The sequence below is a fragment of the Oerskovia merdavium genome, assembly GCF_014836755.1.
Taxonomy (GTDB): domain Bacteria; phylum Actinomycetota; class Actinomycetes; order Actinomycetales; family Cellulomonadaceae; genus Oerskovia; species Oerskovia merdavium.
In genome coordinates this window covers 43,512-67,984 of the sequence record NZ_JACSQF010000022.1, presented here as the reverse complement: position 1 = coordinate 67,984, position 24,473 = coordinate 43,512, and the positions used below count along the sequence as shown (strand labels likewise).

Annotated in this window: 26 protein-coding genes and 3 tRNA genes; 14 read left to right on the top strand and 15 right to left on the bottom strand. The window is 72.2% G+C overall.

The genetic code is table 11. From position 1 onward, the window contains the following. Nucleotides 1–292: 292 nt before the first annotated feature. Nucleotides 293–1,057, bottom strand: coding sequence for a hypothetical protein (locus tag H9641_RS17445; protein ID WP_191805687.1), 765 nt, complete (start codon nucleotides 1,055–1,057; stop codon nucleotides 293–295). A gap of 241 nt (nucleotides 1,058–1,298) precedes the next feature. On the opposite strand from H9641_RS17445, the gene H9641_RS17440 reads away from it, so the two are divergent. The 7 genes from H9641_RS17440 (at nucleotide 1,299) to H9641_RS17410 (ending at nucleotide 7,049) form a co-directional block, all read left to right on the top strand. After that, the gene (locus tag H9641_RS17440; protein WP_191805686.1) at nucleotides 1,299–1,856 is read left to right on the top strand and encodes a hypothetical protein; all 558 of its coding nucleotides are present in this window, start codon (nucleotides 1,299–1,301) and stop codon (nucleotides 1,854–1,856) included. After that, the gene (locus tag H9641_RS17435) at nucleotides 1,853–2,203 is read left to right on the top strand and encodes a transcriptional regulator (RefSeq protein ID WP_191805685.1); all 351 of its coding nucleotides are present in this window, start codon (nucleotides 1,853–1,855) and stop codon (nucleotides 2,201–2,203) included. The genes H9641_RS17440 and H9641_RS17435 overlap by 4 nt, the downstream gene beginning before the upstream one ends. Nucleotides 2,204–2,224: 21 nt before the next feature. Next, nucleotides 2,225–2,548, top strand: a complete 324-nt coding sequence (locus tag H9641_RS17430) for a hypothetical protein (RefSeq protein ID WP_191805684.1) — start codon at nucleotides 2,225–2,227, stop codon at nucleotides 2,546–2,548. A 377-nt stretch (nucleotides 2,549–2,925) separates the two neighbouring features. Further along, nucleotides 2,926–3,888, top strand: a complete 963-nt coding sequence (locus tag H9641_RS17425) for a carbohydrate ABC transporter permease (protein WP_191805683.1) — start codon at nucleotides 2,926–2,928, stop codon at nucleotides 3,886–3,888. After that, entirely contained in the window at nucleotides 3,885–4,880 is a 996-nt protein-coding gene (locus H9641_RS17420; protein WP_191805682.1) for a carbohydrate ABC transporter permease, read from the top strand. Before H9641_RS17425 ends, H9641_RS17420 begins: the two co-directional genes overlap by 4 nt. A 67-nt stretch (nucleotides 4,881–4,947) precedes the next feature. Beyond that, nucleotides 4,948–6,315, top strand: a complete 1,368-nt coding sequence (locus H9641_RS17415; protein ID WP_318244665.1) for an ABC transporter substrate-binding protein — start codon at nucleotides 4,948–4,950, stop codon at nucleotides 6,313–6,315. Next, nucleotides 6,312–7,049 (top strand): glycerophosphodiester phosphodiesterase, encoded by a 738-nt coding sequence (locus tag H9641_RS17410; protein WP_191805681.1) that lies wholly within the window; start codon nucleotides 6,312–6,314, stop codon nucleotides 7,047–7,049. Before H9641_RS17415 ends, H9641_RS17410 begins: the two co-directional genes overlap by 4 nt. A 118-nt stretch (nucleotides 7,050–7,167) precedes the next feature. On the opposite strand, the gene H9641_RS17405 is transcribed toward H9641_RS17410, so the two are convergent. The 4 genes from H9641_RS17405 to H9641_RS17390 form a co-directional block, all read right to left on the bottom strand. After that, the gene (locus H9641_RS17405) at nucleotides 7,168–8,307 is read right to left on the bottom strand and encodes a VanZ family protein (protein WP_225220657.1); all 1,140 of its coding nucleotides are present in this window, start codon (nucleotides 8,305–8,307) and stop codon (nucleotides 7,168–7,170) included. A gap of 80 nt (nucleotides 8,308–8,387) precedes the next feature. Further along, nucleotides 8,388–10,061 (bottom strand): mechanosensitive ion channel domain-containing protein, encoded by a 1,674-nt coding sequence (locus tag H9641_RS20815; protein WP_191805679.1) that lies wholly within the window; start codon nucleotides 10,059–10,061, stop codon nucleotides 8,388–8,390. An 80-nt stretch (nucleotides 10,062–10,141) separates the two neighbouring features. Then, nucleotides 10,142–10,738 (bottom strand): antibiotic biosynthesis monooxygenase, encoded by a 597-nt coding sequence (locus H9641_RS17395; RefSeq protein WP_191805678.1) that lies wholly within the window; start codon nucleotides 10,736–10,738, stop codon nucleotides 10,142–10,144. A gap of 123 nt (nucleotides 10,739–10,861) precedes the next feature. Further along, nucleotides 10,862–11,221, bottom strand: a complete 360-nt coding sequence (locus tag H9641_RS17390) for an iron chaperone (RefSeq protein WP_191805677.1) — start codon at nucleotides 11,219–11,221, stop codon at nucleotides 10,862–10,864. Nucleotides 11,222–11,374: 153 nt separating this feature from the next. Between H9641_RS17390 and H9641_RS17385 the strand changes: the two genes are divergently transcribed. The 4 genes from H9641_RS17385 to H9641_RS20345 all read left to right on the top strand — a co-directional run bounded on the left by H9641_RS17385 (nucleotide 11,375) and on the right by H9641_RS20345 (nucleotide 15,039). Continuing rightward, nucleotides 11,375–11,824, top strand: coding sequence for a hypothetical protein (locus H9641_RS17385; RefSeq protein WP_191805676.1), 450 nt, complete (start codon nucleotides 11,375–11,377; stop codon nucleotides 11,822–11,824). Nucleotides 11,825–12,030: 206 nt separating this feature from the next. Beyond that, nucleotides 12,031–13,302, top strand: coding sequence for a threonine/serine exporter family protein (locus H9641_RS17380; protein ID WP_191805675.1), 1,272 nt, complete (start codon nucleotides 12,031–12,033; stop codon nucleotides 13,300–13,302). Between the two features lie 289 nt (nucleotides 13,303–13,591). After that, complete coding sequence (locus H9641_RS20505) at nucleotides 13,592–13,720, top strand: hypothetical protein (protein WP_263600614.1); 129 nt, start codon at nucleotides 13,592–13,594, stop codon at nucleotides 13,718–13,720. After that, the gene (locus H9641_RS20345; protein ID WP_225220648.1) at nucleotides 13,720–15,039 is read left to right on the top strand and encodes a M15 family metallopeptidase; all 1,320 of its coding nucleotides are present in this window, start codon (nucleotides 13,720–13,722) and stop codon (nucleotides 15,037–15,039) included. Before H9641_RS20505 ends, H9641_RS20345 begins: the two co-directional genes overlap by 1 nt. 126 nt (nucleotides 15,040–15,165) lie before the next feature. Here the strand turns inward: H9641_RS20345 and H9641_RS17370 are convergent, their stop codons facing one another. From H9641_RS17370 to H9641_RS17325, 10 genes are all read right to left on the bottom strand, one after another. Then, entirely contained in the window at nucleotides 15,166–16,086 is a 921-nt protein-coding gene (locus tag H9641_RS17370; protein ID WP_318244664.1) for a prenyltransferase, read from the bottom strand. After that, nucleotides 16,083–16,397 carry a lycopene cyclase domain-containing protein gene (locus tag H9641_RS17365; RefSeq protein ID WP_191805674.1) on the bottom strand — a complete coding sequence of 105 codons (315 nt, stop codon included), beginning with the start codon at nucleotides 16,395–16,397 and terminating at the stop codon, nucleotides 16,083–16,085. The genes H9641_RS17370 and H9641_RS17365 overlap by 4 nt, the downstream gene beginning before the upstream one ends. After that, complete coding sequence (locus H9641_RS17360) at nucleotides 16,394–16,822, bottom strand: lycopene cyclase domain-containing protein (RefSeq protein WP_191805673.1); 429 nt, start codon at nucleotides 16,820–16,822, stop codon at nucleotides 16,394–16,396. The genes H9641_RS17365 and H9641_RS17360 overlap by 4 nt, the downstream gene beginning before the upstream one ends. Beyond that, on the bottom strand, nucleotides 16,819–18,534 hold the full coding sequence (gene crtI, locus H9641_RS17355; protein ID WP_191805692.1) for a phytoene desaturase family protein: 1,716 nt from the start codon (nucleotides 18,532–18,534) through the stop codon (nucleotides 16,819–16,821). The genes H9641_RS17360 and crtI overlap by 4 nt, the downstream gene beginning before the upstream one ends. 17 nt (nucleotides 18,535–18,551) lie before the next feature. Beyond that, nucleotides 18,552–19,514 (bottom strand): phytoene/squalene synthase family protein, encoded by a 963-nt coding sequence (locus H9641_RS17350; RefSeq protein WP_191805672.1) that lies wholly within the window; start codon nucleotides 19,512–19,514, stop codon nucleotides 18,552–18,554. A gap of 1 nt (nucleotide 19,515) precedes the next feature. Continuing rightward, nucleotides 19,516–20,712 carry a polyprenyl synthetase family protein gene (locus H9641_RS17345; protein WP_191805671.1) on the bottom strand — a complete coding sequence of 399 codons (1,197 nt, stop codon included), beginning with the start codon at nucleotides 20,710–20,712 and terminating at the stop codon, nucleotides 19,516–19,518. A 145-nt stretch (nucleotides 20,713–20,857) separates the two neighbouring features. After that, nucleotides 20,858–21,841 carry a UDP-glucose 4-epimerase GalE gene (gene galE / locus H9641_RS17340; protein ID WP_191805670.1) on the bottom strand — a complete coding sequence of 328 codons (984 nt, stop codon included), beginning with the start codon at nucleotides 21,839–21,841 and terminating at the stop codon, nucleotides 20,858–20,860. A gap of 65 nt (nucleotides 21,842–21,906) precedes the next feature. Beyond that, on the bottom strand, nucleotides 21,907–22,839 hold the full coding sequence (locus tag H9641_RS17335) for a cation diffusion facilitator family transporter (protein ID WP_191805669.1): 933 nt from the start codon (nucleotides 22,837–22,839) through the stop codon (nucleotides 21,907–21,909). After that, nucleotides 22,836–23,273 carry an ArsR/SmtB family transcription factor gene (locus H9641_RS17330; protein ID WP_225220647.1) on the bottom strand — a complete coding sequence of 146 codons (438 nt, stop codon included), beginning with the start codon at nucleotides 23,271–23,273 and terminating at the stop codon, nucleotides 22,836–22,838. The genes H9641_RS17335 and H9641_RS17330 overlap by 4 nt, the downstream gene beginning before the upstream one ends. Before the next feature lie 67 nt (nucleotides 23,274–23,340). Then, nucleotides 23,341–23,703, bottom strand: a complete 363-nt coding sequence (locus H9641_RS17325) for a metallopeptidase family protein (RefSeq protein WP_191805668.1) — start codon at nucleotides 23,701–23,703, stop codon at nucleotides 23,341–23,343. A 174-nt stretch (nucleotides 23,704–23,877) separates the two neighbouring features. Here H9641_RS17325 and H9641_RS17320 point away from each other — a divergent pair. From H9641_RS17320 to H9641_RS17310, 3 genes are all read left to right on the top strand, one after another. Further along, nucleotides 23,878–23,950, top strand: a tRNA-Glu gene (locus tag H9641_RS17320). Nucleotides 23,951–24,038: 88 nt separating this feature from the next. After that, nucleotides 24,039–24,112 (top strand) — tRNA-Asp (locus H9641_RS17315). Nucleotides 24,113–24,157: 45 nt separating this feature from the next. Continuing rightward, nucleotides 24,158–24,230, top strand: a tRNA-Phe gene (locus H9641_RS17310). Nucleotides 24,231–24,473 lie beyond the last annotated feature (243 nt).

Below are 24,473 nucleotides of genomic sequence, written 5' to 3'. Positions count from 1 at the left end.
CAGATCGATACTCACCTCGACATCCGTCTTCGACAGAATGTCCGCCGCATAGATACCAGCAGGACCAGCGCCGACGACAGCGACGCGCAAAGGACGGGAGCTGCTCACAGGAAAGAACGCCTTCCGATCGAGGAGGGGGAGCGCGGACCGGGCCGGGGTCGGCAGCCGCACGCTTCGACGGTACGTCCTCAACCAGGGTTGAGGTCAAGGTGCGCCGTGGAGGCGACGGGGAGGTCTCGGACGTCCGAGCGGCGCGGCCGGTGATCATCTGCTCCGGCCCCGGGGCGGCCGCTCAGACCTCGTAGCCCTCGACGAAACCCTGGATCTCCCGGCGCAGGACGTCCTCGCTCAACGGTTCCCGGGTCGAGGTGCCGAGAGAGAACCCGTATCCCTCGATCGGCCCGTTCTCCCAGCGGAAGTCGTAGCTCCCGGGGTCGTGGGGCCGGTCGCTGACCGTGAACACCTGCCCGTCGACCGTCAGGTGCCAGGTGCGTGGTGCCGCGCGGGGGATCGAGAGCCCCTGGCCCTGCAGCCGCTCGATCCGGGACCTCAGGATCGCCTCCATCGCCGCCGGGTCTTCCCACGTCCGGGTGCCGACGAGCAGCCGGTGCGGACCGATGTCCCGGTGCCACGCTCCGTCCACCGGCAGGAGCTCGACGTCGTAGACCACGGGGACGCCCGGGTCGCCGACCGGTGACGGGACGAAGCCAGGGGCGAGGTCGTCCTCCGAGAGGAAGAGGTTCGGTCGCACGTTCCCGGCCTCCCACGCCCGCGCCTCGTCCACGACGGCGTCGAACACCGTGGCAAGCCGCTCCGAGGCTGGTCGGACGACACGGCCCGCGGGCGCTTCGGCCAGGCGCTCCCACCACGCGCGCCACTCGGCCGCGAGCGCCGCGGCCTCGTCGTCGGGCACAGCCCGGGCCTCGACGCCGGGCGCGAGCGCCGGGACGTCGCTCGCCACGGGGAGCGCGAGGCGGTCACGGACGAACAGCGCGACCGTGAACCCCGTGCCGGGGGTCACGCTGATGTTCCGCAGGTCCTGCGGTGCGTACGTCATGGCTCACCTCGTCGTCGGGCTGGTGCCTACCGGCTTCCTCGGTGCTCGTCCCTGCCCCACAGCGGAGCAGCACCCCTCGGGCAGGGCCGACGTTCTCGCAAGCGTCCCACAGGCACCGAACACCGTCCGTCTGCACCTGGACCTCCGACGAGAGCCGGCAGCACCGGTGTCCACCGCAGCCGTGGCGTGCGACGGGCGCGCGGGTCTTGATCCGACTTACTCTGTCTGACAGAGTCGACCGATGGCGACAGCATCGGAGTACGTCGACGCGATCCGCACCCAGCAGCGGGCGGCGCGCCACGCGACGTCGTTGCCGCTCCTCGTCAACGGGTTGGCCATGGTCTATCTGACGTACCTCGAGGCGGCCATGTTCGGGATGGGCGACCAGGTCCTCGTTCCGGCGCTCACCTACGGTGTGCTGCTGGCGGTCATGCTGGTCCAGCGGCAGCTCATCGGCGTCGGGGGCGGCAACGACGGGTACGGCGTCCTCGCCCTGGCGTTGCTGGCGTTGCTCTTCGTACCGTTCGGGCTCGCTGCCGTCTTCTTCGTCGGCTCGGCGTTCTTCCTGGGCGTGGGGCTCGGAGTGCTCGGCTGGCGGGCCCGTTCTGCGTGGTTGTGGGTTCCCGGTCTGGTGGTCATGGCTGTCAGCCCGCTGGTCTCGCTCGGCACCCTCGACAACCATGCGGCCTTCCTGGGTGGAGGCGTGGGCGGGATGGTCGTCTGCACCGTCGGGCTCCTGGGCCTGGGTATCGCTGCGTTCGTCCGGGAGCGACGTCTCGCACAGGTGGTGCCGGCATGAGCACCACGCCCGATCCGCATCCGCTCTCCCAGCTCGACGAGACCGTCCACCAACGAGCAAGGCTGGGGATCCTCGCGATCCTCGCCGAGACACGTGATGCCGACTTCACCCACCTCAAGCGCGCGCTCCGGCTCACCGACGGCAACCTGGGCAGACATCTCGACGTCCTCGTGACCAGCGGCTACGTCGAGCTCCGCAAGGCCAGCGACGGGCGGCGCTCGCGCACCTGGGCACGGATCACCCCGCGCGGCAGGCAAGCCCTGCTCGTCGAGGTGGAGCTGCTCCGTGGCCTGCTCGCCAACCTGCCGACCGCGGTGCCCCCAGCGACGGGTGACGAAGCACCGTGACCAGAGAGGGAGGACACCGTGGTGCGTCCTGAGAAGTACGATCGACGGGACGGCGACGCCGACGGCTGGTCGCGCGCCGTGGCCCTGCTGCTCGGTGCGGTGGGCGTCTCCCAGCTCATCGCCTGGGCGAACCGCTGGTACGTCGTCGACCAGTTCGCTCGAATGACGGGGACCGACGAGGTCGTCCCACGAGATGTCTACGAGCGGATGGCGACGGTGCACACCACGCTCCTCGCCGCGGTCGTCCTGCTTCTCCTGGCATTCGTGGTCGCCCGAGCGGGCGCGCGACGTGCCCACCGGTCGTCGACGCCGCAGACTCCGGGCAGCGATGCCGGCGGTCGTTGATCGCGAGACACGTGACGCAGGGGTGCGCCGGCCCTGTGGCCTCGGGCTGGCACAGGTCGCCTGACGAGCAGGTTCGCTGAGCGGGATCCGCGTTCGCCGAGCGGGACCTACTCCTGCCCAGCCAACACTCCCCGACATGAGTTCCCGGTCCAGCCACGCGCGAGCCTCGCCGCAGCCGCGAGCCGCGAGCCACCCCGCGCGGGCCTCGCCCCGAGCAGCTCGCAGGTAGCCACCACGGGTTCCCGATGACGCCTCGTCGAGGTGCCGGTGAACGCCTCGGGAACGTTCGGGGAACGGAGCCGCTGAGGCCACTTCTCGGACACTTCGCCCTCCTAGGGTGACGGGCGTTCACCCGCTCGTGACTGGAGCCCCACCCCATGACCTCCGTGTCAGCCCCCGCACGCCCCGCACCACCGGACCGCCGTCCGACGATCCCTGGGCGGCGCCGCCCCTCCCGCCCGACCCCACGGGCCGTCCGTACCTGGCTCGCGTTCCTGCTGCTCGCCGGGCCCAACGTGGCCCTGCTGCTCGTGTTCGTGTACCGCCCGCTCCTGCAGAGCTTCTACTACTCGACCCTGCAGTGGAACATGGGCTCCCCGACGGCCCGCTCGGTCGGCCTCGGCAACTACGTCGAGTGGTTCCAGGACCCGACGACGGCCGACGTCATGGCCACGACGGGCATCTTCACGGTCGCGACCGTGGGCGGCTCGCTCGTCCTCGGCCTGGGGCTCGCCCTCCTCCTGAACCGCCGCCTCAAGGGTCGCGGGTTCGCCCGGACCGTGGCGTTCGCGCCGTACGTCCTGTCCGGCGTCGCGGTCGGCATGCTGTGGCTGTTCATCTTCGACCCGCGCTACGGCCTGCTCTCGGCCGGGCTCCGGGCGATCGGCCTGCAGTCCCCCGACTGGTACACGACCTCGCCGTGGGCCCTGATCATGATCATCGTCGTCTACCTCTGGAAGAACGTCGGGTACGTCGCCCTCATCTACCTGGCCGGCCTCCAGGCCGTCCCGCTCGAGCTCAAGCAGGCCGCGGCCCTCGACGGCGCGTCCTCGGCCAGGACGTTCCGCTCGATCGTGCTGCCCCTCCTGGCGCCCACGACCTTCTTCCTCACGGTCACGACGCTGCTCAGCTCGCTGCAGTCGTTCGACATCATCCAGGCCATGACGAAGGGCGGGCCGCTCGGCTCGACCACGACCCTCATGTACCAGATCTACGAGGAGGGCTTCGTGACCGGCCGAGCCGGCTACGCGTCGGCCGTCGCCACGATCCTCTTCCTCCTGCTGCTGGTCGTCACGGTCGTCCAGCTGCGCTTCGTCGAGAAGAAGGTGCACTACGCATGAGCGTCCAGAACCCGGTGCGAGAGTCCCCGGTCCCCGCAGCGCCCCAGACCCCGACCGCAGCCTCGGGCGCGTCCAGCGCGCAGCACCCCGGATCACCCGTGGACGCACCACCGGCCCCCAGCGGTGCCGGGCACCGCCCGACCGGCGGCCGACCGACGCAGCGCACGCGCCGTCGTCGGCCCCTGCACCTGGGCGCGTACGCGACCCTCCTGGTCGCGACCGTCGTCATGGCGCTGCCGCTCGTGTGGATGGTGCTCGCGAGCTTCAAGCGCCCCGACGAGCTGTACTCGATCCCGCTCCAGTGGCTCCCGCAGAACCTCGACCTCGCCAACTACGTCCAGACGACGCAGAGCATCCCCGTCGGGCAGCTGTTCCTCAACAGCGTGGGCCTGACGGTCGTGGGCTCGACGCTCAAGCTCCTGCTGGGCCTGTGCTGCGCCTACGCGCTCGTGTTCCTGGACTTCCCGTTCAAGCGGGCCGTGTTCGTCCTCGTCCTGTTCACGCTGCTCATCCCGCAGCAGATCACGATCATCCCCAACTACACGCTCGTCGCCCAGCTCGGGTGGCTCAACACCTACCAGGGCATCCTCGTGCCGGGCCTGGCGAGCGCGTTCGGGACCTTCCTGTTCCGTCAGCACTTCCTGTCGCTGCCGATCTCGATCCTCGAGGCCGCCGAGCTCGACGGCGCAGGCCACTGGCGCAAGCTGTGGCGGTTCGTCGTGCCGCTGTCCTACCCCACGATCGCGGCGGTCGCGCTCGTGTCCGTGGTCGCGGAGTGGAACGACTACCTGTGGCCGTTCCTCGTGACCGACGACGCCGAGAAGATGACGCTCCCCGTGGGCCTCACGCTCCTGCAGAGCGTCGACGGCATGAACAACTGGGGCGTCCTCATGGCCGCGACCGTGCTCGTGACGCTCCCGATCCTCGTCGTCTTCCTCTTCCTCCAGCGCCGGCTCGTCGCCGGGCTCACCGCCGGAGCCGTGACCGGCTGACACGCCGGTCCACCCCGTCCCCCCGGCGCCTGCCGGGTCGCTGTTCCCCACCCCAAGGAGCATCACCGTGAACCAGCCCCTGCCCGCCCTGTGGACCCCGTCGCGTCGCGACGTGCTGCGCCTCGGCGGCCTCGGAGCCCTCGCCCTCTCCCTCGCCGCGTGCGCGGGACCGACCGTCGGCGGCGGCACGTCCGCCCCGTCCGCCTCCGCGGGCACCGACTGGTCCAAGATCAAGCCCGCCTCGCAGATCACCTGGTGGAGCAACCACCCCGGCGCCTCCAAGGCGATCGAGGAGGAGCTCATCCGCCGGTTCAACGCCAAGCACCCCGACATCGCGGTCAAGCTCGTGACCGCAGGAGCCGGGTACGACGAGGTCGCGCAGCGCTTCCAGGCCGCGTCGTCGTCGAACAACCTGCCCGACCTCGTCATCGCGAGCGACGTCTGGTGGTTCCGCTACTACCTCAACGGCCAGGTCATGCCGCTCGACGACGTGTTCGCGCACCTCGACGTCGACGTCGCCGACTACAACCCGACGCTGTACGGCGACTACGAGTACGAGTCCTCGCACTGGGCCGTGCCGTACGCGCGCTCCACGCCGCTCTTCTACTACAACAAGGCCATGTGGGCCGCCGCCGGCCTGCCCGACCGCGGCCCCGAGACCTGGGCCGAGCTCGCCGAGTGGGCCCCCGCACTGCGCGGGCAGGTCCCCGGCGACGGCGCCCCCCTGGGCCTCGCGACCGGCACGTCCTGGGCCGCGTGGTGGTTCGAGAACATGCTGTGGGGCCAGGGCGGCCAGTACAGCGACAAGTTCACGGTCACGCTCGACACCCCGCAGGCCCTGGCCGCGGGCGACTTCCTGCACGACCTGTTCCACGGGTCCAAGGTCGCGGGCGTCGGCACCGACGCCGGGGCGGACTTCGCCGCAGGCATCTTCGCGTCGACGATCGGGTCCACGGGCAGCCTCACGGGCCTGCTCGAGGCCGCGCCGTTCGAGCTCGGCACTGCTTACCTGCCCGACGGCCCCAGCGGCTCCGGGACCCCCACGGGAGGCACCGGCCTCGCCATCCCGGCCTCGCGCTCGCCCGAGCAGCAGCTCGCCGCCGCGATGTTCCTGGCCTTCCTCACCGACCCGGAGAACACCGCATACTTCTCCCAGAACACCGGGTACATGCCGGTGCGCACGTCCGCGGTCGAGGGAGAGACCATGAGCAGCATCTACGCGGCCACGCCGCAGTTCCGCACGGCCGTCGACCAGCTCGCCGAGAAGTCGCGCTCGCAGGACTGGGTCCGGGTCTTCGTACCCTCGGGCGACCAGATCCTCACGGACGGGATCGAGCAGATCGTGCTCAAGGGCACGCCCGCGGCCGAGGCGTTCGCGTCGATCACGCCGCGCCTCGAGAAGGCCTACCAGGAGAACGTGGAGCCCTACCTGTGACGGGCCCGTTCCAGGTCGTCGCGCACCGGGGCAACTCGTCGGTCGCCCCGCAGAACACGCTCGCGGCGTTCGAGGCCGCGTGGCGTGCGGGAGCCGACAGCATCGAGCTCGACGTCCAGCTCACCGCCGACGGCGAGGTCGTCGTGATCCACGACGACACCCTCGACGCCACGACCGACGGCAGCGGGCGCCTCGACGCGCTGCCGCTCGCGGACGTCCGGGCGGTCGACGCGGGCTCGTGGTTCGCCCCGGCGTACGCGGGGCAGCGGGTCCCGACCTTCGCGGAGGTCGTGGACTTCCTCGTGACGCACCCGGGCATCGACCTCCTCCTGGAGGTCAAGGGCGACTGGGGGCCCGACGACGTCCGCAAGGTCACCGAGCCCGTCCTGCGCGCCGGGCTCACCGACCGCGTGATCGGGCAGAGCTTCTGGCCCTCGACCGTCGCCTCGCTGCAGAAGGTCGCCCCTGACCTGCGCCGCGGGCTGCTCGTCGCGGAGACCTCCGAGGACCTCCTCGCGGTCTGCGCAGAGCTGGGGGTCATGACCTGCAACCCTGCGGGGACGGTGCTGCTCGCGCAGCCCGGGCTCGTCGCCGAGCTGCACGACGCCGGGCTCGAGGTCATGGTCTGGACCCTGAACGAGCCCGAGCAGTGGGCGCTGGCCCTCGAGATCGGCGTCGACGCGGTCATCACCGACCGCCCCGACCGGCTGCGCGGGTGGCTCGCGGGACGCTGACGAGCTGCCGCTCAGCAGCAGGGCTCCGCACTCCGGGCTCCTGCCGAGAAGTGAGTAGATGCCCCTGGATCACCTGATCTGGGGGCATCTACTCACTTCTCGGCATGCGCGGCGGGCGTCAGCCCCGTGCGTCGACCATCCTGGCCCCCGACACGACGCCCGACAGCCCCCGCCGGTCGCGGGTGAACAGGACCGAGACGACCGCCACGAAGGCGACGAGACCTCCCAGGGGCGCTGCGACGTCGGGCACGAGACCACCGCCCGGGACCTCCGCCAGGACCAGGCACGCTCCCCACAGCCCGCCCGACGCGAAGCCGCGCACCGCACGGCGGACCGTGGTCCCACGGCCCAGCCCGTCGGGTCCGACCGCCCCCGCCGCGGCGTCGGCCGTCCAGCGCGGCTCGAGCCACATCGCCCGTTGCCCCCACGACGCCCCGCTGCCCAGGAACGGGGGCACGAACAGGACCAGCACCACGGGCACCACGGTGCCGAGCACGACGTCGATCCCGTCCGACCCCAGCGGGATCTCCTGGCCCGTCACCACGAGCACGATCCGGTAGGACAGCACCAGCACGGTCCCGACGACCGAGACCAGCACCGCGTCGAGCAGCATGCCCAGCCAGCGCCGCCACACCGTGACCGGACGCGGGACCCCACGCTGCGCCGCGAGGTCGGTCGACCGCGGCATCCAGCGCAGGACGACCGGGGCGATCAGCGCACCGACCAGCCCGCCGAGCGTGTTGGTCAGGAGGTCGTCGACGTCGGCCAGCCGGTACGAGCACGGGATGAGGCCGTAGATGCCCGTGCCCTGCGTGGTCTCGATGAACAGCGACGCGGCGAACGCCGAGAGCACCGTGAGCGGAAGCCTCCACCCGAAGAACCGGCGCACCAGCACGCCCCACGGGATGAACAGGACGACGTTGAACACCGTCTGCAGCACGGCCGGGCTGCGCAGGCGGGCCGCGGTGCTCATGCCCGCGGTGTCCCTGCGGATGTCGTCGACGAACTGGAAGGGGTTGAGCTGGGGACCCGAGAACCCGTGCTGCGCGCACCACTGCGCCAGGTCGCCCGACGGCAGCGGCAGGAGCGTGTACGCGACGAGCGCGACCCCGTAGACCGCGACCGCGGCCGACCCGAGCAGGCGCAACCAGCTCAGCCGCCCGTACCGGCGGTACTGCCACACCACGACGGGCAGCAGGATCAACAGGAAGACGACGAGGCCGCCGATCACTCCCACGTACGCGGGCCAGGTCCACATGCTCACGTCGAGACCCTAGTCAGCGATGCTCACCGCGTCGCGGCGGGTCGGGGTCGCGTGCGTCACGCCCCGGTCCTGCCTCAGGCGTCGCCGTCGTGGCCGCCGTCGTCGTGCGACTCGCCGCGGCCCAGGTCGCGGCCGTGGTCGCGCGTCCGGTCGAGGCCCCTGTCGCGGCCTGCCTCGCCCGGCCCGCCGTCGTTCGCCGGGTCGTCCCCGCTCCTCGTGCCGCCCTCCTGCGTGTCGGAGCCCTCGGCGTCCCCCTCGTCCTCGATGCGGTGCCTCTCGGCCGTCTCCTCGCGCTCGTCGATCACGTCCTGCCCAGGTCCCGCGAACGCCTTGGAACGCTCGACCCCCTCGGCCGTCCCGCTGAAGAACGCCGACTCGGACGCGCCCCCGGGCTGGTCCTCCGGGCCCGCGTCGGCCGCACCCCCCGGCGCGGCCGCGAGCTCGGCCTCGACGGGAGACATGACGCGCGTCTCGACGACGTCCTGCGGTGCGCCGACCGTCCCGATCACCCGTGACTGGTCGTGCACCGAAACGCGCCGCGTCGCGGGCCGGGTGGAGAGCGGCGGCTGCCCCGGGATGCCCGGCCCCACGGGGATCGCGGGAGGCAGGTGCACCGCGGGCTCGGGCTTCTCCGGGCTCGGGATCCCCGGCTGGGCGGCCGCGCCCCCGGGCGCGACGTCCGGGTCCTCGCTGATGCGCCCCTCCTCGACCCCCTCGAAGCGCGTGCGGGGCAGCGAGTCGGCGCTCGACCGCTGGAGCCACTCGACGAGCCCTTCCCGCACGAAGCACCGCAGGTCGAACAGGGTCGGGGCGTCGCGCGCGCTCACGAGCGCTCGGACCCGCACCACGCCGTTGATCGCGTCGGTCACCTGGAGGATGCCGACGCGCTGGTCCCACAGGTCGGTGTGCGCGAGGAGCCGCTTGAGCTCGGCGCGCATGGCGCCGAACGGGACCCGGAAGTCGAGGTCGAGCTCGACCGTGCCGAGCAGGTCCGCGGCCCGACGCGTCCAGTTCTGGAACGGGGTCGTGGTGAAGTAGGTGCACGGCATGATGAGGCGCCGGTCGTCCCACAGGTGCACCACGACGTACGTCATGGTGATCTCCTCGATCCGGCCCCACTCACCCTCGAGGACCACGACGTCGTCGACCCGGATCCCGTCCGTGAACGCGATCTGCATGCCCGCGAACACGTTCGCGAGCGAGGTCTGCGCCGCGAGGCCCGCGACGATCGAGATGACGCCGGCCGACGCCAGGATGCTCGCCCCGGCGGCACGGGCCGCCGGGAAGGTCAGGAGCACCGCGGCGATCGCGCAGATGACGATGACCGCGACCGTCAGCCTCCGCACCACGATGATCTGGGTGCGGATGCGGCGCGCGTGCCGGTTGTCGACCACGTCGACCCGGAACCGCTTGAGCGCGCTGTCCTCGAGCACGAACGCGAGCGCGCCCACCCACCACGCGCCGGCCGCGATGAGCAGGACCAGGAGCAGGTGCTCGACCGCGGCCCGCCACTCGACGGTCGGGGGCGTCGTGACTCGCACCGCGATCCACACGGCCACGACCATGAGGACCGCCCGGTCCGGCCGGCGCAGCCGCCTCGAGATGTCGCGGGCGAGCTGGCTGCGCCTCCCGATCCGGTTCACCACCGCGGAGATGATCGTGCCCAGCACGAACGCCGCCACGAGCGCTCCCGCGACGGCGGCCAGGGTCAGGGCGACGTCCGTCGCGTTCTCGATCTCCTCGTCCATCCGTCCACGCTAGGCGCGCGGGCTGCGCGGCGCCTGGACAGGCGCTGTGCGCGCGCAGGTCCGGGGCCCGCGGACGCGTCTCAGCGCGCCAGCCACGGTGCCAGACGGCGGGTCACCCACGGCAGCACGGCGTACGTCATGATCGGGGTCAGCACGAGCGTCGTCACGAGCACCCTGGGGAGCACGGGCAGCTCGCCGAAGCTCGGGACGGCCCAGGACATGAGGAGCGTGAAGGCGAGGTTCACGGGGAAGAACCCGAGCCAGATGCTCACCGACTGCTTCCACCGGGCCGGCGCACGCTCGGCGCTGATCTGCGGCTCGTCGACGCGGGCAGGGGCGTCGAACCAGCCCTCGATGCCCGTCCGGCGCTCGACGCGCTGCTCCTCGACGAGGCCCTGCCCCTCCCGGAGCCACGCGACGCGCTCGGGCGAGGAGTCCCAGGCGTCGAGCGTCGACTCGTCGGCGAAGCGGTAGAGCATGTGCCAGTCGTGCGAGTCCTTCGCCGCGCGCACCCAGCCGGACCCGAGGAACCCGGGATAGGTGTTGGCCATGTTGACGCCGGCCTGGACCCAGCGGGTCGCGTCCGGGACGAGGTCGGGGTGGATGCGGCGGTGGATGGAGACGGTGACGGGTCGGTCCGGGGATTGCCCGGCCGTGCCCGCGGAAGGAACGGTCATGAGGGCGAGTACACGGCTCCCGAGTTTCCGAGGTGTGAACTCGGGCCGTCCTGGGACGGCCGGTCCCGACAGATGGACGCACGCACACCTGGTGGGTGCCCCGGACGGGCTCCCCGGTCCCGGCTAGGCCGAGGCGCCGTGCTGGTCGAGCAGGCGCCGCGAGACCGTCTCGATCACGCCGTACGGCACCGGTTCCTTGAGCAGGAACTTGAGCGTCCCCTTGGACGCCCGGTACGGGGCGACCAGACGCTCGAAGTCCTCGTCGCCGTCGGGCACGGGGTACAGGCTCACGTGGTGCTTCCACCCCGCGAAGTACACGATGACGCGCCCCTGCGCCGTCACGGCGGGGATCTGGTAGCTGATCTTCTCGCCCGCGTCGGGCACGACCCGATGGATCGTCCGGCGCATCTCCTGCAGGACCTCCTGGGTCTCGGGCGGGAACGAGCCGATGTACTCGTCGACGGTCGCGAACGTCCCGGACATGCCTGCCTCCCCGAGCCGACCCCCACCGGGTGCGGAGGTTCTCCCCCTACTGTCCCGCGCGAGCGTGCGACCGGCCTGCGGTAGGTCGCTCCCGCGGTGTACGTGCGTCGCTCTCGACGCGCCGGTCCGCGCGGCCCCGCCCATACTGGCTAGATGATCTCCTGGGACCTGGCGCTGGCCCTCCGCGAGGCGGGGGTCCGCTGGCACCCTGCCTCGGGAGACCGCTTCCGGCTCCTCGGGGTCGGGCCCGAGGGCGACGTCTTCACCGTGAGCGACATGACGATCGAGCCCCACGAGTTCGACACCGGGGTCGTCCTCGGGTTCAACGGCACCACCGAGTGGGCGCTCGACTCCGTGGCCCTCGAGGACGCCCTGTGGCACCCCCTCGAGTCCCAGCTCCGCTCGCTGCTCGGCGGGACCTTCCGCTGGCTCCAGCGTTTCGTCGAGGACGACGACGCCCCCGCCTACCTCGTCGAGATCGAGCTCGCCGGGCGCAAGGTCGCGTTCCGCGGGCACGACCCGGCCGACGCCTACGGCGAGGCGCTCCTGCACCTCGTGATGGCGTCGTCGGGCCCTGATGCCGGACGCGAGGTGGCGACCTGACCACCGGGACGTCCCCACCCGTGGAGGCGGACGACGGGTCGTCGGTCGAGCCCCTGCCGCCCGGGACGGAGGAGAGCGCACCGACCGCAGTTCCGAGCCCCGCTCCAGGTCCTCCCGCGGAGCCCGGTGCCGCGAAGCCCCCGGCTCCGCACCGGAGGCCACCCCTGCTCGCCGGTCTGCGACGGGCGCCGGCGACCTTCCGGCGGGTGCTCCAGGCGCTCGGCAACCAGAGCCCGCCCGAGGAGCAGTCGGACGTCCCCGAGATCTCGCCCGACCTCGTCCCGCTCCTGCGCGAGCTCGGGCGGGCCATGCTCGACTCAGGGCAGTCGGTCAACGACGCGCAGGACGTCCTGGAGCAGGTCGCCGACCTGCACGGCGCGCACACCGTGCAGACCCTGGTGCTGCCGACGTGCGTGTTCATCCGGGCGCAGACCGCCTCGGGAGTCGTCACCGACTTCACCGACGCCGCGGGGAGCGGCCTGAACCTCGACCAGATCGGCGCCCTCTACGGCGTGATCCGCAGGCTGCGCGCCCAGACGATCGAGCTCGCCGACGCCCGCGCCGAGCTGCGCGCGATCCGGCGACGACCTCCGCGCTTCGGCGCCGTGCTCACGATCGTCGGGCACGCGATCCTGACGCTGGGGTTCGGGCTCATCCTCAACCCGACCCTCGACCTGCTGCCCGTCTTCCTGGTGCTGGGGCTCGGCGTCGGGATCCTGCGCTGGCTCGCTGCACGCTGGCCCACGCTCAGCACGGCCCTGCCGGTCGTCGCGGCGTTCCTCGTGACGGTCGTCGCGATCCAGGTGATCCAGCCGTGGCTCGGGGACAGCCCCCTGCAGGTCCTCGTCCCGCCGCTCATCAGCTTTCTGCCCGGCTCCGTGCTCACGGTCGCCGCGATCGAGCTGACCAGCAACCAGATCGTCTCGGGAGCGAGCAGGCTCCTGTACGGGATCGCGCAGCTCCTCCTGCTGGTCTTCGGCGTCGTCGCGGGTGCGGCGGTCGCGGGGGACCTGATCGCCGGGCACAGCGGTGAGCGGCTGGGCTGGTGGGCCCCGTGGGTGGGGATCGTCATGGTGGGCCTCGGGCAGATGCTCTTCTCCTCGACGCCGCGCCGGAGCCTGCCCTGGGTGCTCGTGGTCCTGTTCGCGGCCTACGCGGCACAGCTGGGCGGGTCCTTCGTCGCCCCCGAGATCTCCGGCTTCTTCGGGGCGCTCGTGATCGTGCCGCTCGCGACGCTCGTCGAGCGCACCCGCACGGGCCCGCCCGCGATCGTCACGACCCTCCCGGCGTTCTGGCTCCTCGTCCCCGGTGCGCTGAGCTTCCTGGGGCTGTCCGAGCTCGTGGCAGGAGACACGGGGTCGGTGTCCGACATCGCCAACGCGGTCGTCGCCGTCTTCGCGATCGCGCTGGGCATGCTCGTGGGAACGGCGCTGACTCGCGACGCGAGACGCGTCGGTCGTACCTTCTTCACCGAATAGGCCCAGCCCCGGCACACCATCACCAGCGGATCCTTGCTCATCGACGCCAGGCCGGTCACAAACGTAGTTGAAGATGGAACGAGTTGGCAGGCACCGAGGACCGTCCTCGCATCCCATCTGCCGACGCACCGCGGCTCCCACGTCATCCGGACGCGCCGCGCCCCAGGCTGCTGAGGCCCAGAACGATCCCCGTCACCGCGACGGCACGGTACGGCGTCGAGCACCCGCTCGACAGCCGCAGTGCGCACGCGGTCCGGCCTCGGCCCGACGAACGGAACCCCGGAACATCGTGACAACTGCATCATTCAGCTCTGCCGCGCCCCTCGCGCGCCGCTCGACCCGGAACACCGACCACCTCACCACGCACCTCCTCGACGCCGCCGACCGACCCGCCGCCGACGCGGGAGGTGACCGCTGATGGGCAAGCACTCCCAGCGGCACTTCGCCGCCTCCCTGCCCGGCCGCTCGTTCAAGCGACGCTCGCCGTTCGCGGTCGCCGCTGCCCTCGCAGCGGTCGCCATCAGCACGACCGCCGGCGCGGCCAGCCTGGTCACGTCGTCGGGCACCTCCGAGGCCGCCTCGACCGCGAGCGCCTCGGCCCCGGCCGTCGCGAGCGTCGCGGGTGCGACCGCGTCCACCCCTGAGGAGCAGGCCGCGCTCGACGCCGCGAGCACCGAGCTCGTCCGCGCCGAGTTCCTCGCGGGCGAAGGCGCGTCGACCCTCACGCCCGACCAGCTCGCGCAGATCACCACGACCCGCGACCAGCTCCGTCAGCTGGTGAGCTCCGTGACGACCACGGACGCCGGCCAGGCGTCGACCACCGAGGCCGAGCAGGCGTCGTCGGTGGACGCGGCCACGAGCACCACGCTCGACGCGGCCGGCGCCGACGACACGCTCGACGGTCGCGACACGTTCCGCGCGAGCCGCGCGGGTGCCGAGGGTCGCGAGGCCCTCACGACCGCCGACACCACCGCGGCCGCCACCGACGAGACCCCGTCGGAGGCCGCCCTCGCGGACGCCGCAGCCGGCGAGACGGCAGCCACCCCGGCTGCCGAGGAGTCCCCCGAGACGCCCGTCGAGGCCCCTGCGGAGGCCGCAGACGCGCCGACGACCGCCCAGGTCGTCCCCTCGGTCGCCGAGATCGACGCCGCGACGACGGCCCTGCGCGGGCTGCTCGACGCGACCGCGGTCGCCGTCGCGGTCGAGCCCGCTCCCCCGACGGCCGGGGAGATCGCCGCCCAGCAGGCCGCCGAGCGTGCAGCCCTGGAGCAGCAGCAGGCCGCCGAGCGTGCGGCCATGGCACAGCAGCTCGCCGCCTGGGCTGCCAGCACCGCCGGGTACGCCAACGGGACCATCCCGGCGAACCTCCTGTGCGCACCGAGCTTCGCTCCCGGCGAGCTCGTGCGCTGCGACGCCGCGTACCAGCTCGAGCAGCTCAACAAGGCCTATGTCGCAGCGTTCGGCACGAACATCACGGTGACCTCGTCGTACCGCTCGTATGCCTCCCAGGTCGCCGTGAAGGCCCAGAAGGGCTTCCTCGCGGCGGCCCCGGGGACGTCGAACCACGGCATGGCCCAGGCGCTCGACCTCGGTGGCGGCATCAGCAGCTTCGGCAGCGCGCAGTACAACTGGATGCGTGCGAACGCCCCGGCGTACGGCTGGGAGAACCCCGAGTGGGCACGCCAGGGCGGCTCCAAGCCCGAGCCGTGGCACTGGGAGTACGGCGTCACCTACTGACCCCTGGCACCCGGGGCACGGAGTGCACCGGGTGCACCACCTCAGAGCACAGCACCGCCGCGGGCGGGCACCGGACACCGGTGCCCGCCCTCGGCGGTGTCTGTCCTCAGGGAGGCGTCGCCGCGCTCACCCCCAGGTGACCCCGATGAGCAGCATCGTCACGAGGAACCCGGTCACGAGGTTGAGCCAGAGGAAGCGTCGCCAGCCCACGTTGGCACGTTCGCAGTCCGCGTCGCGCACCGACCAGAAGGATGCGACGTTGACCAGGTAGGGCAGCGGGAGCAGGGCCGCGAGCCACCCCGGCCACGGGAGGAACGCCAGCAGCACCGCGGCCACCAGGTAGGCGGCCGACGCGACCACCACGGTCCGGTGCGCCCCGATCACGGTCGCGACCGAGCCGATCCCGCCCTCGCGGTCGGCCTGCACGTCCTGCACCGCGCCGAACGCGTGCGACGCGGCACCCCACAGCACGAACGCCGCCAGCACGGGCCACACGGTCCGCGCGCCGAGGTCGGCCCCGACCAGCACGAGCGCGTAGAGGAGCGGTCCCACGAAGTGCATGGCCGAGGTGAGCGAGTCGAGGAAGGGCCGCTCCTTGAAGCGCAGCACGGGGGCGGAGTACGCCACGACGAGGAAGACCACGACGGCGAGCGTCAGGTTCGCGGCCGCGTCGCCCTGGAGCAGCAGCCAGGCGAGGAACGGGACGTTCGCCACGGCGCACGCCCACAGGATCCGTCGGTGGGTGCGCCGCGCGGTCGCGGGGTCGGCCAGCGCTCCCTCGATCCCGCCCTTGCGCGGGTTGCGCAGGTCCGAGGCGTAGTCGAACACGTCGTTGACGCCGTACATGAGCAGGTTGTACGGGACGAGGAAGTACAGCGTCCCGACGACGAGCGTGGCGTCGATGCGTCCGCCCGTGGCCACGAGGTACCCGGCGGCGAACGGATAGGCCGTGTTGATCCAGGAGAACGGGCGCGAGGCGGCGACGACCTCCCGCAGGGCCACGAGCGGTCCCGGCGCCGGCGCGGAGCCCACGACGACCCGCGTCACGACTGCCCTCCCGCGTGCCGCTGACGGCGACCGTCCCCGACCCAGGTCCACACCGCAGGCAGCAGCAGGACCGCGGCCAAGGGATAGGCGAAGTCCTCGAGCGGGGCACCCACGAGGTAGACGCCCAGGATCTTGTCCGGTGCGTAGGTGTAGAGCCCCACGGCGATCATGATCGTGTCGAACACGAGCGTGAGGACGACCATGACGGCAGCCGTCCACAGGAGCGGCCCGGCCCGGTGCCGGCGCAGGGTCCATCCGGTGACCGCCGCGACGAGCACGAGCACGACGACGTTGAGGACGATGTTGGTCATGCTCGGCCCCCTGTCGTCGCGCCGTCCGAGGGCTCGGCGGCGCCGTCCGCCCCTGCGCCCGTCGGCCGCGGCGTGGCGGCCGTCCCGGTCGCCCCGGGTCGCCGGTGGCCCCGCCCACGCACCCGCAGGTCGAGGAACCGCCACACCAGCAGCGTGTTGTAGCAGAGCAGCGTCAGGAACACGGCTTCCTCGACGGGCAGCTCGGGCGCGAGCTGGAGCCCCGTCATGTGGGGCGAGTCGCCTCGCGCGAAGATCCCGAGCGCGAGGCCCGCGACGTCCCACGCGAGGAAGAACAGCACACCGACCACGAGCGTGATCGCAGTCCTGGCGGGGTCGGCCCAGAACGCGAGGCGGAACCGGCGGTCGAGCACCGCGAGCCCGCCGAGCGAGACCGCGAGCGCCCCGAGGTACGCGAACCCGATCATGCGGCACCGCCCCGCAACCGGTCCGGACGTCGGCTCGCCGCGAGGAAGCCACGGCGCAGCGGCGTCGGCAGCGGCCGGGACGAGGTCTCGCCGAGGAGCCGCTTGGCGACGAGCTCGGCGCTGATGAGGCACATGGGCAGCCCGACGCCGGGAGCCGTGCCGGCTCCCGCGTAGTACAGGTTGGAGACCGTTCGTGAGGCACCGGCCGGCCGGAACATCGCGCTCTGCGCGAGCGTGTGCTCCATGCCCAGGGCCGTCCCGCGCCAGGACGAGAACTCGGTCGCGAAGTGCGCGGGTCCCAGCACCGTGCGCGTCACGACCCGGCCACTCAGGTCGTCGATCCCGGCCCAGGCGCCGACCTGGTCGAGATACCCGTCGGCGAGCTCCTCGAGCGCGGCCTGCGACACGGCGGACGCTCCGAGGGCCGGGTCCGCCGGGAACGGCACCAGGACGAAGAGGTTCTCGTGGCCGGGTGGTGCCGCCGGGTGGTCGAGGCTCGCGTCGTCGGTCGCCGAGGTCCGCGAGACGTAGAGCGAGGCGGGGACGGGGACGCGGAGCGAGCGCACGTCGCTCGAGGCCCCCTGCCCCAGGACGTCCTCGAAGTTGCCTCGCCAGTCCTCGGTGAAGAACAACGAGTGGTGCGCGAGCTCGGGCAGCTCGCCGCGCACGCCCGCGAGCACGAGCAGCGCCGAGATGCCGGGCCCCCGGTCCTCCCACGACTCGGCGGGCAGGTCGGCGTACGCGTCGGGCAGCAGCGCCGTCTGCGTGTGGTGCAGGTCCGCACCGGACACCACGACGTCCGCGGGGACGACCTCGCCGTCCCTCAGCCGCACCCCGGTCGCGACGCCTCGCGCGCGCCGCCGGGACCTGCCGGTCCGCGCCCGGGGCGAGGCTCCGGCGTCGGGCCCGGCGGGGGCGACCTCGATCCCGACGACGTCGCTCCCCGTGCGGATCGTCACGCCTTCCGAGCGGGCCAGCTTCTCCATGGCCTCGATGATCGTGTACATGCCGCCGCGCGGGAACCGGACGCCCTCGACGAGGTCGAGATGGCTCATGAGCGAGTAGAGCGCGGGCACACGGTACGGCGACGAGCCGAGGAAGACCGCGTGGTAGCCCAGGACCTGGCGCAGCCGCGGGTCGCGCACGCGTCGCTCGACGCGGTCCGCGAGCGAGCGTCCCAGGAGAGCCGCGAGCCGCGGGAGGCGACGCAGCACCGAGCCGTCGACCGCGCGGTCGGGGCGCTCGAACGTCGTGTAGAGGAAGTGGTCGAGCGCCAGCCGGTAGGCCTCGCTCGACTCCGCGGCGTACGCGCGCATGCGCTCCCCGTCCCCCGGCGAGAGCGCGTCGAAGCGTGCCCAGTTGGCCTCCGCGTCGCGCGTGACGTCGAGGACGGTCCGTGCGCGGGTGGCGTCGGCCTGCTCGGAGGACGGGGACCCTTCGAAGAAGACGCGGTACGACGGGTCGAGCGGCACCAGGTCCAGGTGGTCCTCGACGCGCTCGCCCAGGAGCGCGAACCAGTGCTCGAACACCTCGGGCATGAAGTACCAGGAGGGGCCCGTGTCGAACCGGAACCCGTCGAGGTCGAGCGTCCCGGCGCGCCCGCCGACGCGCTCGTGCCGTTCGAGGAGGGTCACGCGTGCGCCGCCGCGGGCGAGGAGCGCGGCCGTGGCCAGGCCGCCGATCCCCCCGCCCACGACAACGACGTGCGGCATCTCGGGCGGTGCGTGGGTCACGGGGCTCCTCGGGTCGTCGAGCGTGCGGTCGGTGCGGCGGTCAAGGGGAGGGGGACGTCTCGTCGCAGGGTCTCACGGGCGACCGCACGGGCCGCGACGACGAGCTTGACCGGGTCGGGGACACGGACCCGGGCGCGCAGCAGGTCCTCGGGCCGCGTCGAGGCGAGCCTGCCCAGCAGGGTGTCGTAGAGCGCGAGGGTCGCCGCGACGGCCATCCGGGCACGGCGCGGCAGCGACGGGAGTGCGGCACGGGCCGCGTCGAGGTCGCTCCCGATCTCCGCGAGGATCGCGTCGACGTCCTCCTGCGTGAGGTCCGCGGGGGTGATCCCGGGGAAGTAGCTGCGGCCCAGGTCCTCGTGGTCCGCGCGCAGGTCGCGCAGGAAGTTGATCTTCTGGAACGCGGCGCCCAGGCCGCGCGCACCGTGCACGACGGCGTCGCTCGCCCGCACGACCGGGTCGCCCGGGCGTCGCCCGGCGTTGAGGAAGACCGCGAGGCACATGAGTCCGACGACCTCGGCCGAGCCGTAGACGTACTGCTCGTAGCTGGCCTTGTCGTGGACCTGGACCGTCAGGTCAATGCGCATCGAGGCGAAGAACGGGTCGATCTCGGGGTGCCCGATCCCCGTGCGCCGTGCCGTGCGCGCGAACGAGTGGACCACCAGGTTGGTCGAGTAGCCGCTCGCGAGGGCGCGGGCGGTCTCCTCCTCGAGACCGGTCAGGAGCTCGTCGGCCCCCTCTCCACGGCGGGTGTCGACGACCTCGTCGGCCACCCGGACCAGGCCGTAGACCGCGTCGATGTCGCGGCGAGCGGCACTGCCGAGCAGCCTGGAGCCCAGCCCGAACGAGGTCGAGTACCCCGTGAGGACCGCCCGGCTCGCGCGGGCGGCAGTACGGTCGTACAGCATCTGCGCCCCGCGAGCCTCGACGGCCGCCGGTGAGGGCCGCTTGCCGGTCGGCATCTCAGGCAGCCCTGTCGGCGAACGAGTCGGCCAGGTCGAGCAGGTACCGCCCCAGGGGGGCGGGCAGCTCGGCGGCCGCGGCCCGCGCCTCGTCCAGGTGGTGCGCCACGCTCGCCCGGACGGCGTCGGGAGCCTCGGTGCGGCGCATGACGTCCCGCACGACGGCGGCTCCCGCCTCGGTGAGGTCGGCCCGCCCCACGTGCTGGTCGAGCAGAGCGACGTCTGCGGGCTCGGCGCCCCGGTAGGCGCAGGCCAGGAGCAGCGTGCGCTTGCCCTCGCGCAGGTCGGAGAGAGCGGACTTCCCCGTGACCCGAGGGTCGCCGAAGACCCCGAGCAGGTCGTCGACCAGCTGGAACGCGACGCCCAGCGCTCGGCCGTAGGTCTCGAGGCTCGCGCGGGACGCCGCGTCGGCGCCCGCGAGGATCGCCCCGCAGGCCAGCGGCACGACGCACGTGTAGGTCGCGGTCTTGAGCTCGGCCACGAGCGCGGGGTCCACGTCACCGGGCGCAAGCAGCGGGCCCGAGACGTCCAGGACCTCGCCCGCGACGGCGACCTGGACCGCGCGCACGAGCTGTGCGGTCACCGCGAGCCTCTCGCCGGGGGTCGCCGTGGAGCTCAGGACGAGGTCGAACGCGCCGGCGATCGCCAGGTCGCCCCCGAGCAGGGCGGCGGCCTGGACGTGGACGTCGGCGCGAGAGCCGTCTGTCCCCGCGGCAGCGAGCCGAGATCGGGTCGCCCCGGCGAGGTTCGAGCGCCCGCGCCGGGTCTCGTCGTGGTCGAGCAGGTCGTCGTGCACGAGCATCGCGGTGTGCAGCAGCTCCTGGGCCGCGGCGACGGGGGCCACGGCGCCGAGGTCTCGTCCGCCGAGCCCGAGGTAGGCCGCGAGCGTGAGCCGGGGCCGCACGAGCTTTCCGCCCACCTGGTCCGCGAGGTCGGTCCAGAGGTCGACGACCGGTCGCCCGCCGGTCGCGGCGCTCGCCGCGCCCTGGACGAGGTGCTCGTGGAGCACCGTTCGCGTGGCCGCGAGCGCCTCGTCGAGGTGGAGGGCGAACGTGTCGTGGGTGAGGGGTCCGCGGCCGTGGTCGTGATCGAGAGTGCCCTCTGGTGGCGCCACGACGGCAGCGCCTGGCCCGTGCGGGGACGTCCCGGACGCCGACCGTTCGGCGACGTCGTCGATGGTCGTGCTGGTTCCGGACATGGCCCACCCTTCGATTCCTCAGCGCACTGAGTATTTTGCTCAGCATACTGAGGATCTGGGGCCGTGTCAGCGCCGTACGCCAAGGGGCCCCCTCGCACGGTGCGAGGGGGCCCCTTCGGGGAGTGCCCGAGACGGCTCGGACGGCTCAGACGTCGATGCGCCGCGGCCCGGCCTGCCAGGCCTCCCAGGCCGAGGAGATGATCTGCTCGAGCCCCTGGGTACCGGTCCAGCCGAGGACCTTGTTGATGCGCTCGGGCGACGCGACGAGCTGGGGCGGGTCGCCCGCGCGGCGCGGGAGGATCTCCGGGGTCACGTCCAGGCCCGAGACCTTGCCGATCTCGTCGATGACCTCGCGGACCGAGGAGCCCGTGCCGGTGCCGACGTTGAACACGTCGTACGCCCGCTCGTCCTCGTCCAGGTAGCCCAGTGCCACGAGGTGCGCCTCGGCGAGGTCCAGGACGTGGATGTAGTCGCGGATGCACGTGCCGTCCGGCGTCGGGTAGTCGTCGCCGAAGATCTTGGGCTGCTCGCCCCGCTCGAGGCGGTCGAGGACCATGGGGACGAGGTTGAGGACCGCAGGGTCGCCCAGGTCCGGCCAGCCGGCGCCGGCGACGTTGAAGTAGCGCAGCGCGACGAACCGCAGACCCCACGAGCGGCTCGCCGCCCGGCCGAGCCACTCCCCGATGAGCTTGGTCTCGCCGTAGGGGTTGATGGGCTCGGCGTGCAGCTTCTCCTCGACCATCGAGACCGAGGGCATGCCGTAGGTCGCCGCGGAGGACGAGAACACCAGGCGGTCCACGCCGGCAGCCTCCATCGCGGTCACGAGGTTCGTGAAGCCACCGACGTTCTGCTGGTAGTACCAGGCGGGCTTCTGGACGGACTCGCCGACCTGCTTGCGGGCCGCGAAGTGCACCACGGCCGTGACCTCGTGCTCGGTCAGGGTCCGGGTCAGGACCTCGACCGCCTCCGGGCCGGAGACGTCCAGCCGCACGAGCGGCGCACCCCCGATGCGCCCCTCCTGCCCCGTGCTCAGGTCGTCGACCACGACGACCTTCTCCCCTCGCTGCTGCAGCAGGCGCACCACGTGCGCACCGATGTATCCCGCTCCGCCGGTCACCAGAATCGTCATGGGGGCAGCCTAGTTGCTCGGCCTCGAGCCCCCGGGTGCGCGGCCACCAGCGAGACGCGGAGGGCTCACAGGTGGACCGAGGACTCGGTCTCCTGCATCTCGGGAGGCTCGATCTGGAACGTGCAGTGGTCGACGTCGAAGTGTCCGCCCAGACATTCCTTGAGCCGCTGGAGCACCGCCGTCCCCTCGCCACGCTCGAGCCGTTCGGCCTCGACGACCACGTGGGCCGACATGACCGGGACCCCCGACGTGATGGTCCAGGCGTGCAGGTCGTGGACCCCGACGACCCCGGGGATGCCCTCGATGTGCGTCCGGACCTTCTCGAGGTCGACCCCCGCGGGCGTCGACTCGAGGAGCACCGCGGCGACCTCGCGCAGGAGCATCAGCGCGCGGGGCAGGATCATGATGCCGATCGCGACCGAGGCCAGGCCGTCGGCCCACGCGAAGCCGAGCGCGACGAGCACCCCGGCGACGATCACCGCGATCGAGCCCAGGAGGTCTCCGAGCACCTCGAGGTAGGCGCCCCGCACGTTGAGGCTCTCACCCTGACCGGCCGACAGGAGGCGGAGACCGACCACGTTCGCGACGAGCCCGACGACCGCCACCCCGATCATCAGGCCGGCCTCGACGTGCGGGTCGGGTGCACGGACCCGCGAGACGCCCTCGACGATCGCGAGCACCGCGACGACCCCGAGGATCAACGCGTTGGTCATGGCTGCGAGGATCTCCGCACGCTGCCACCCGAAGGTCCGGGTCGCCGAGGCGGGGCGCGTCGCGAGCCAGCTCGCGAACAGGGCGATCCCGATCCCGGTCGCGTCGGTCAGCATGTGCCCCGCGTCCGCGAGGAGCGCGAGCGATCCCGAGACCAGGGCACCCACGACCTCGAGGACCATGACGCCGAGCGTGATGGCCAGGACGATCACGAGCCGACGGCGGTGCGCGCCCGTCGCGGTCGCCGCGCCGTGCGAGTGGGAGTGGGAGTGGGAGTGACCGCTCACCGCGCACCGCCTCTCGTCGCCTCGACGACGCGCTCGGCATCGGCCAGGATGTGCGCGACCTCGGGCCGCGCGAGCCGGTACCAGGAGGACCGCCCTTCGCGACGAACGTCGACCAGTCCGGCGTCACGGAGGGTCGCGAGGTGGACCGACACGGTCGACTGTGCGAGCCCGAGCTCGCTCGTCAGGTCCACGACGCGGTGCTCTGCGCGCGCCAGGAGGTGGACCATCGAGAGGCGGTGGGGTTCGGCGAGGGCGTGCAGGAGGCGGGCGACAGCCGCGTGGTCGTGCCCGACCACCGGCGGCTCGCAGGCCTGCACAGGATGCTCGGCGACCGGCGCACCGTCCGCGTCGACCGGTTCCACGCCCGCTGCGGTCGCTGCGGCGCTCCGCGAGCGGACGTGCGTCCGAGGCGTCGCCTCACGTCTCATCGTCATGTGCCGATGTTATCGCCGATCGACGATGAATGAAAGCCCTGGTGCCGACGGTGCGGGCACCGGCCCCTCAGGACCAGCCCAGCTCGTGCAGGCGGTCGTCGTCGATGCCGAAGTGATGGGCGATCTCGTGCACGACCGTGACGACGACCTCCTCGACGACCTCCTCGCGGGTCTCGCAGATCGCGAGCGTGGGACGCCGGTAGATCGTGATCCGGTCCGGAAGAGCGCCCGCGGCCCACATGAGGTCACGCTCGGTGAGGGGCACACCCTCGTAGAGGCCGAGGAGCTCGGGGTCGTCGTCGGGGGCGTCGTCCTCGACGAGCACCACGACGTTGTCCATCTGCTCGGCCAGCTCCTCCGGGATCTCGTCGAGCGCATCGCGCACCGCGTCCTCGAAGTCCTCGCGCGTCATCTCCACCACAGGCACCATCCTCCCCCGCGGCCGGGCGCGACACCCCCACCGGCGCCGGCGGCGAGGCGAGGTCGGGTGCCCGCAGCCCCGAGATCGTGCCGTTTTGCACCGCGCCCCCAGTTCCCCGTATGCTGACGGAGGTCTCTCGGCGACTCGTGCCCCGTAGGCGGTACGGGTTGTCCAGGAAACTAGGCCCCCATCGTTTAGCGGCCTAGGACGCCGCCCTTTCACGGCGGTAGCACGGGTTCGAATCCCGTTGGGGGTACTCGGAAAGATCCGATTAACGGATCGGCCCGGAAGTGAGATACGATTCTCGAGGTTCGAACGGCAAAGGCCGGGAGAAACTCACGCAAGGCCCTGTAGCGCAGTTGGTTAGCGCGCCGCCCTGTCACGGCGGAGGTCGCGGGTTCAAGTCCCGTCAGGGTCGCTCGACAGCGGCTGCCCGGTCATCATGACCGGGCTTTCGTGTCAAGGCTCTGTAGCTCAGTTGGTAGAGCGTTCGACTGAAAATCGAAAGGTCACCGGATCGACGCCGGTCGGAGCCACTTCCACGAAGCCCCATCTCGTTCACACGAGGTGGGGCTTCGTCGTTCCCTGCAACCCTTCGCGACATCCCGGTGCCGTCGACAGGTCGATCCGCACGAGCAGCGCGACGACGTCGGGCACGAGGAGCCCGGGCCTTCCCTGGCTCCTCGCACACCGAACTCCTGCTCGCACCCCCGGCGCGCGGAATTGCCCTGGACGCCGTTGACCGGTTGAGTGGGACATGAAGAACGACTCTTCGAGCC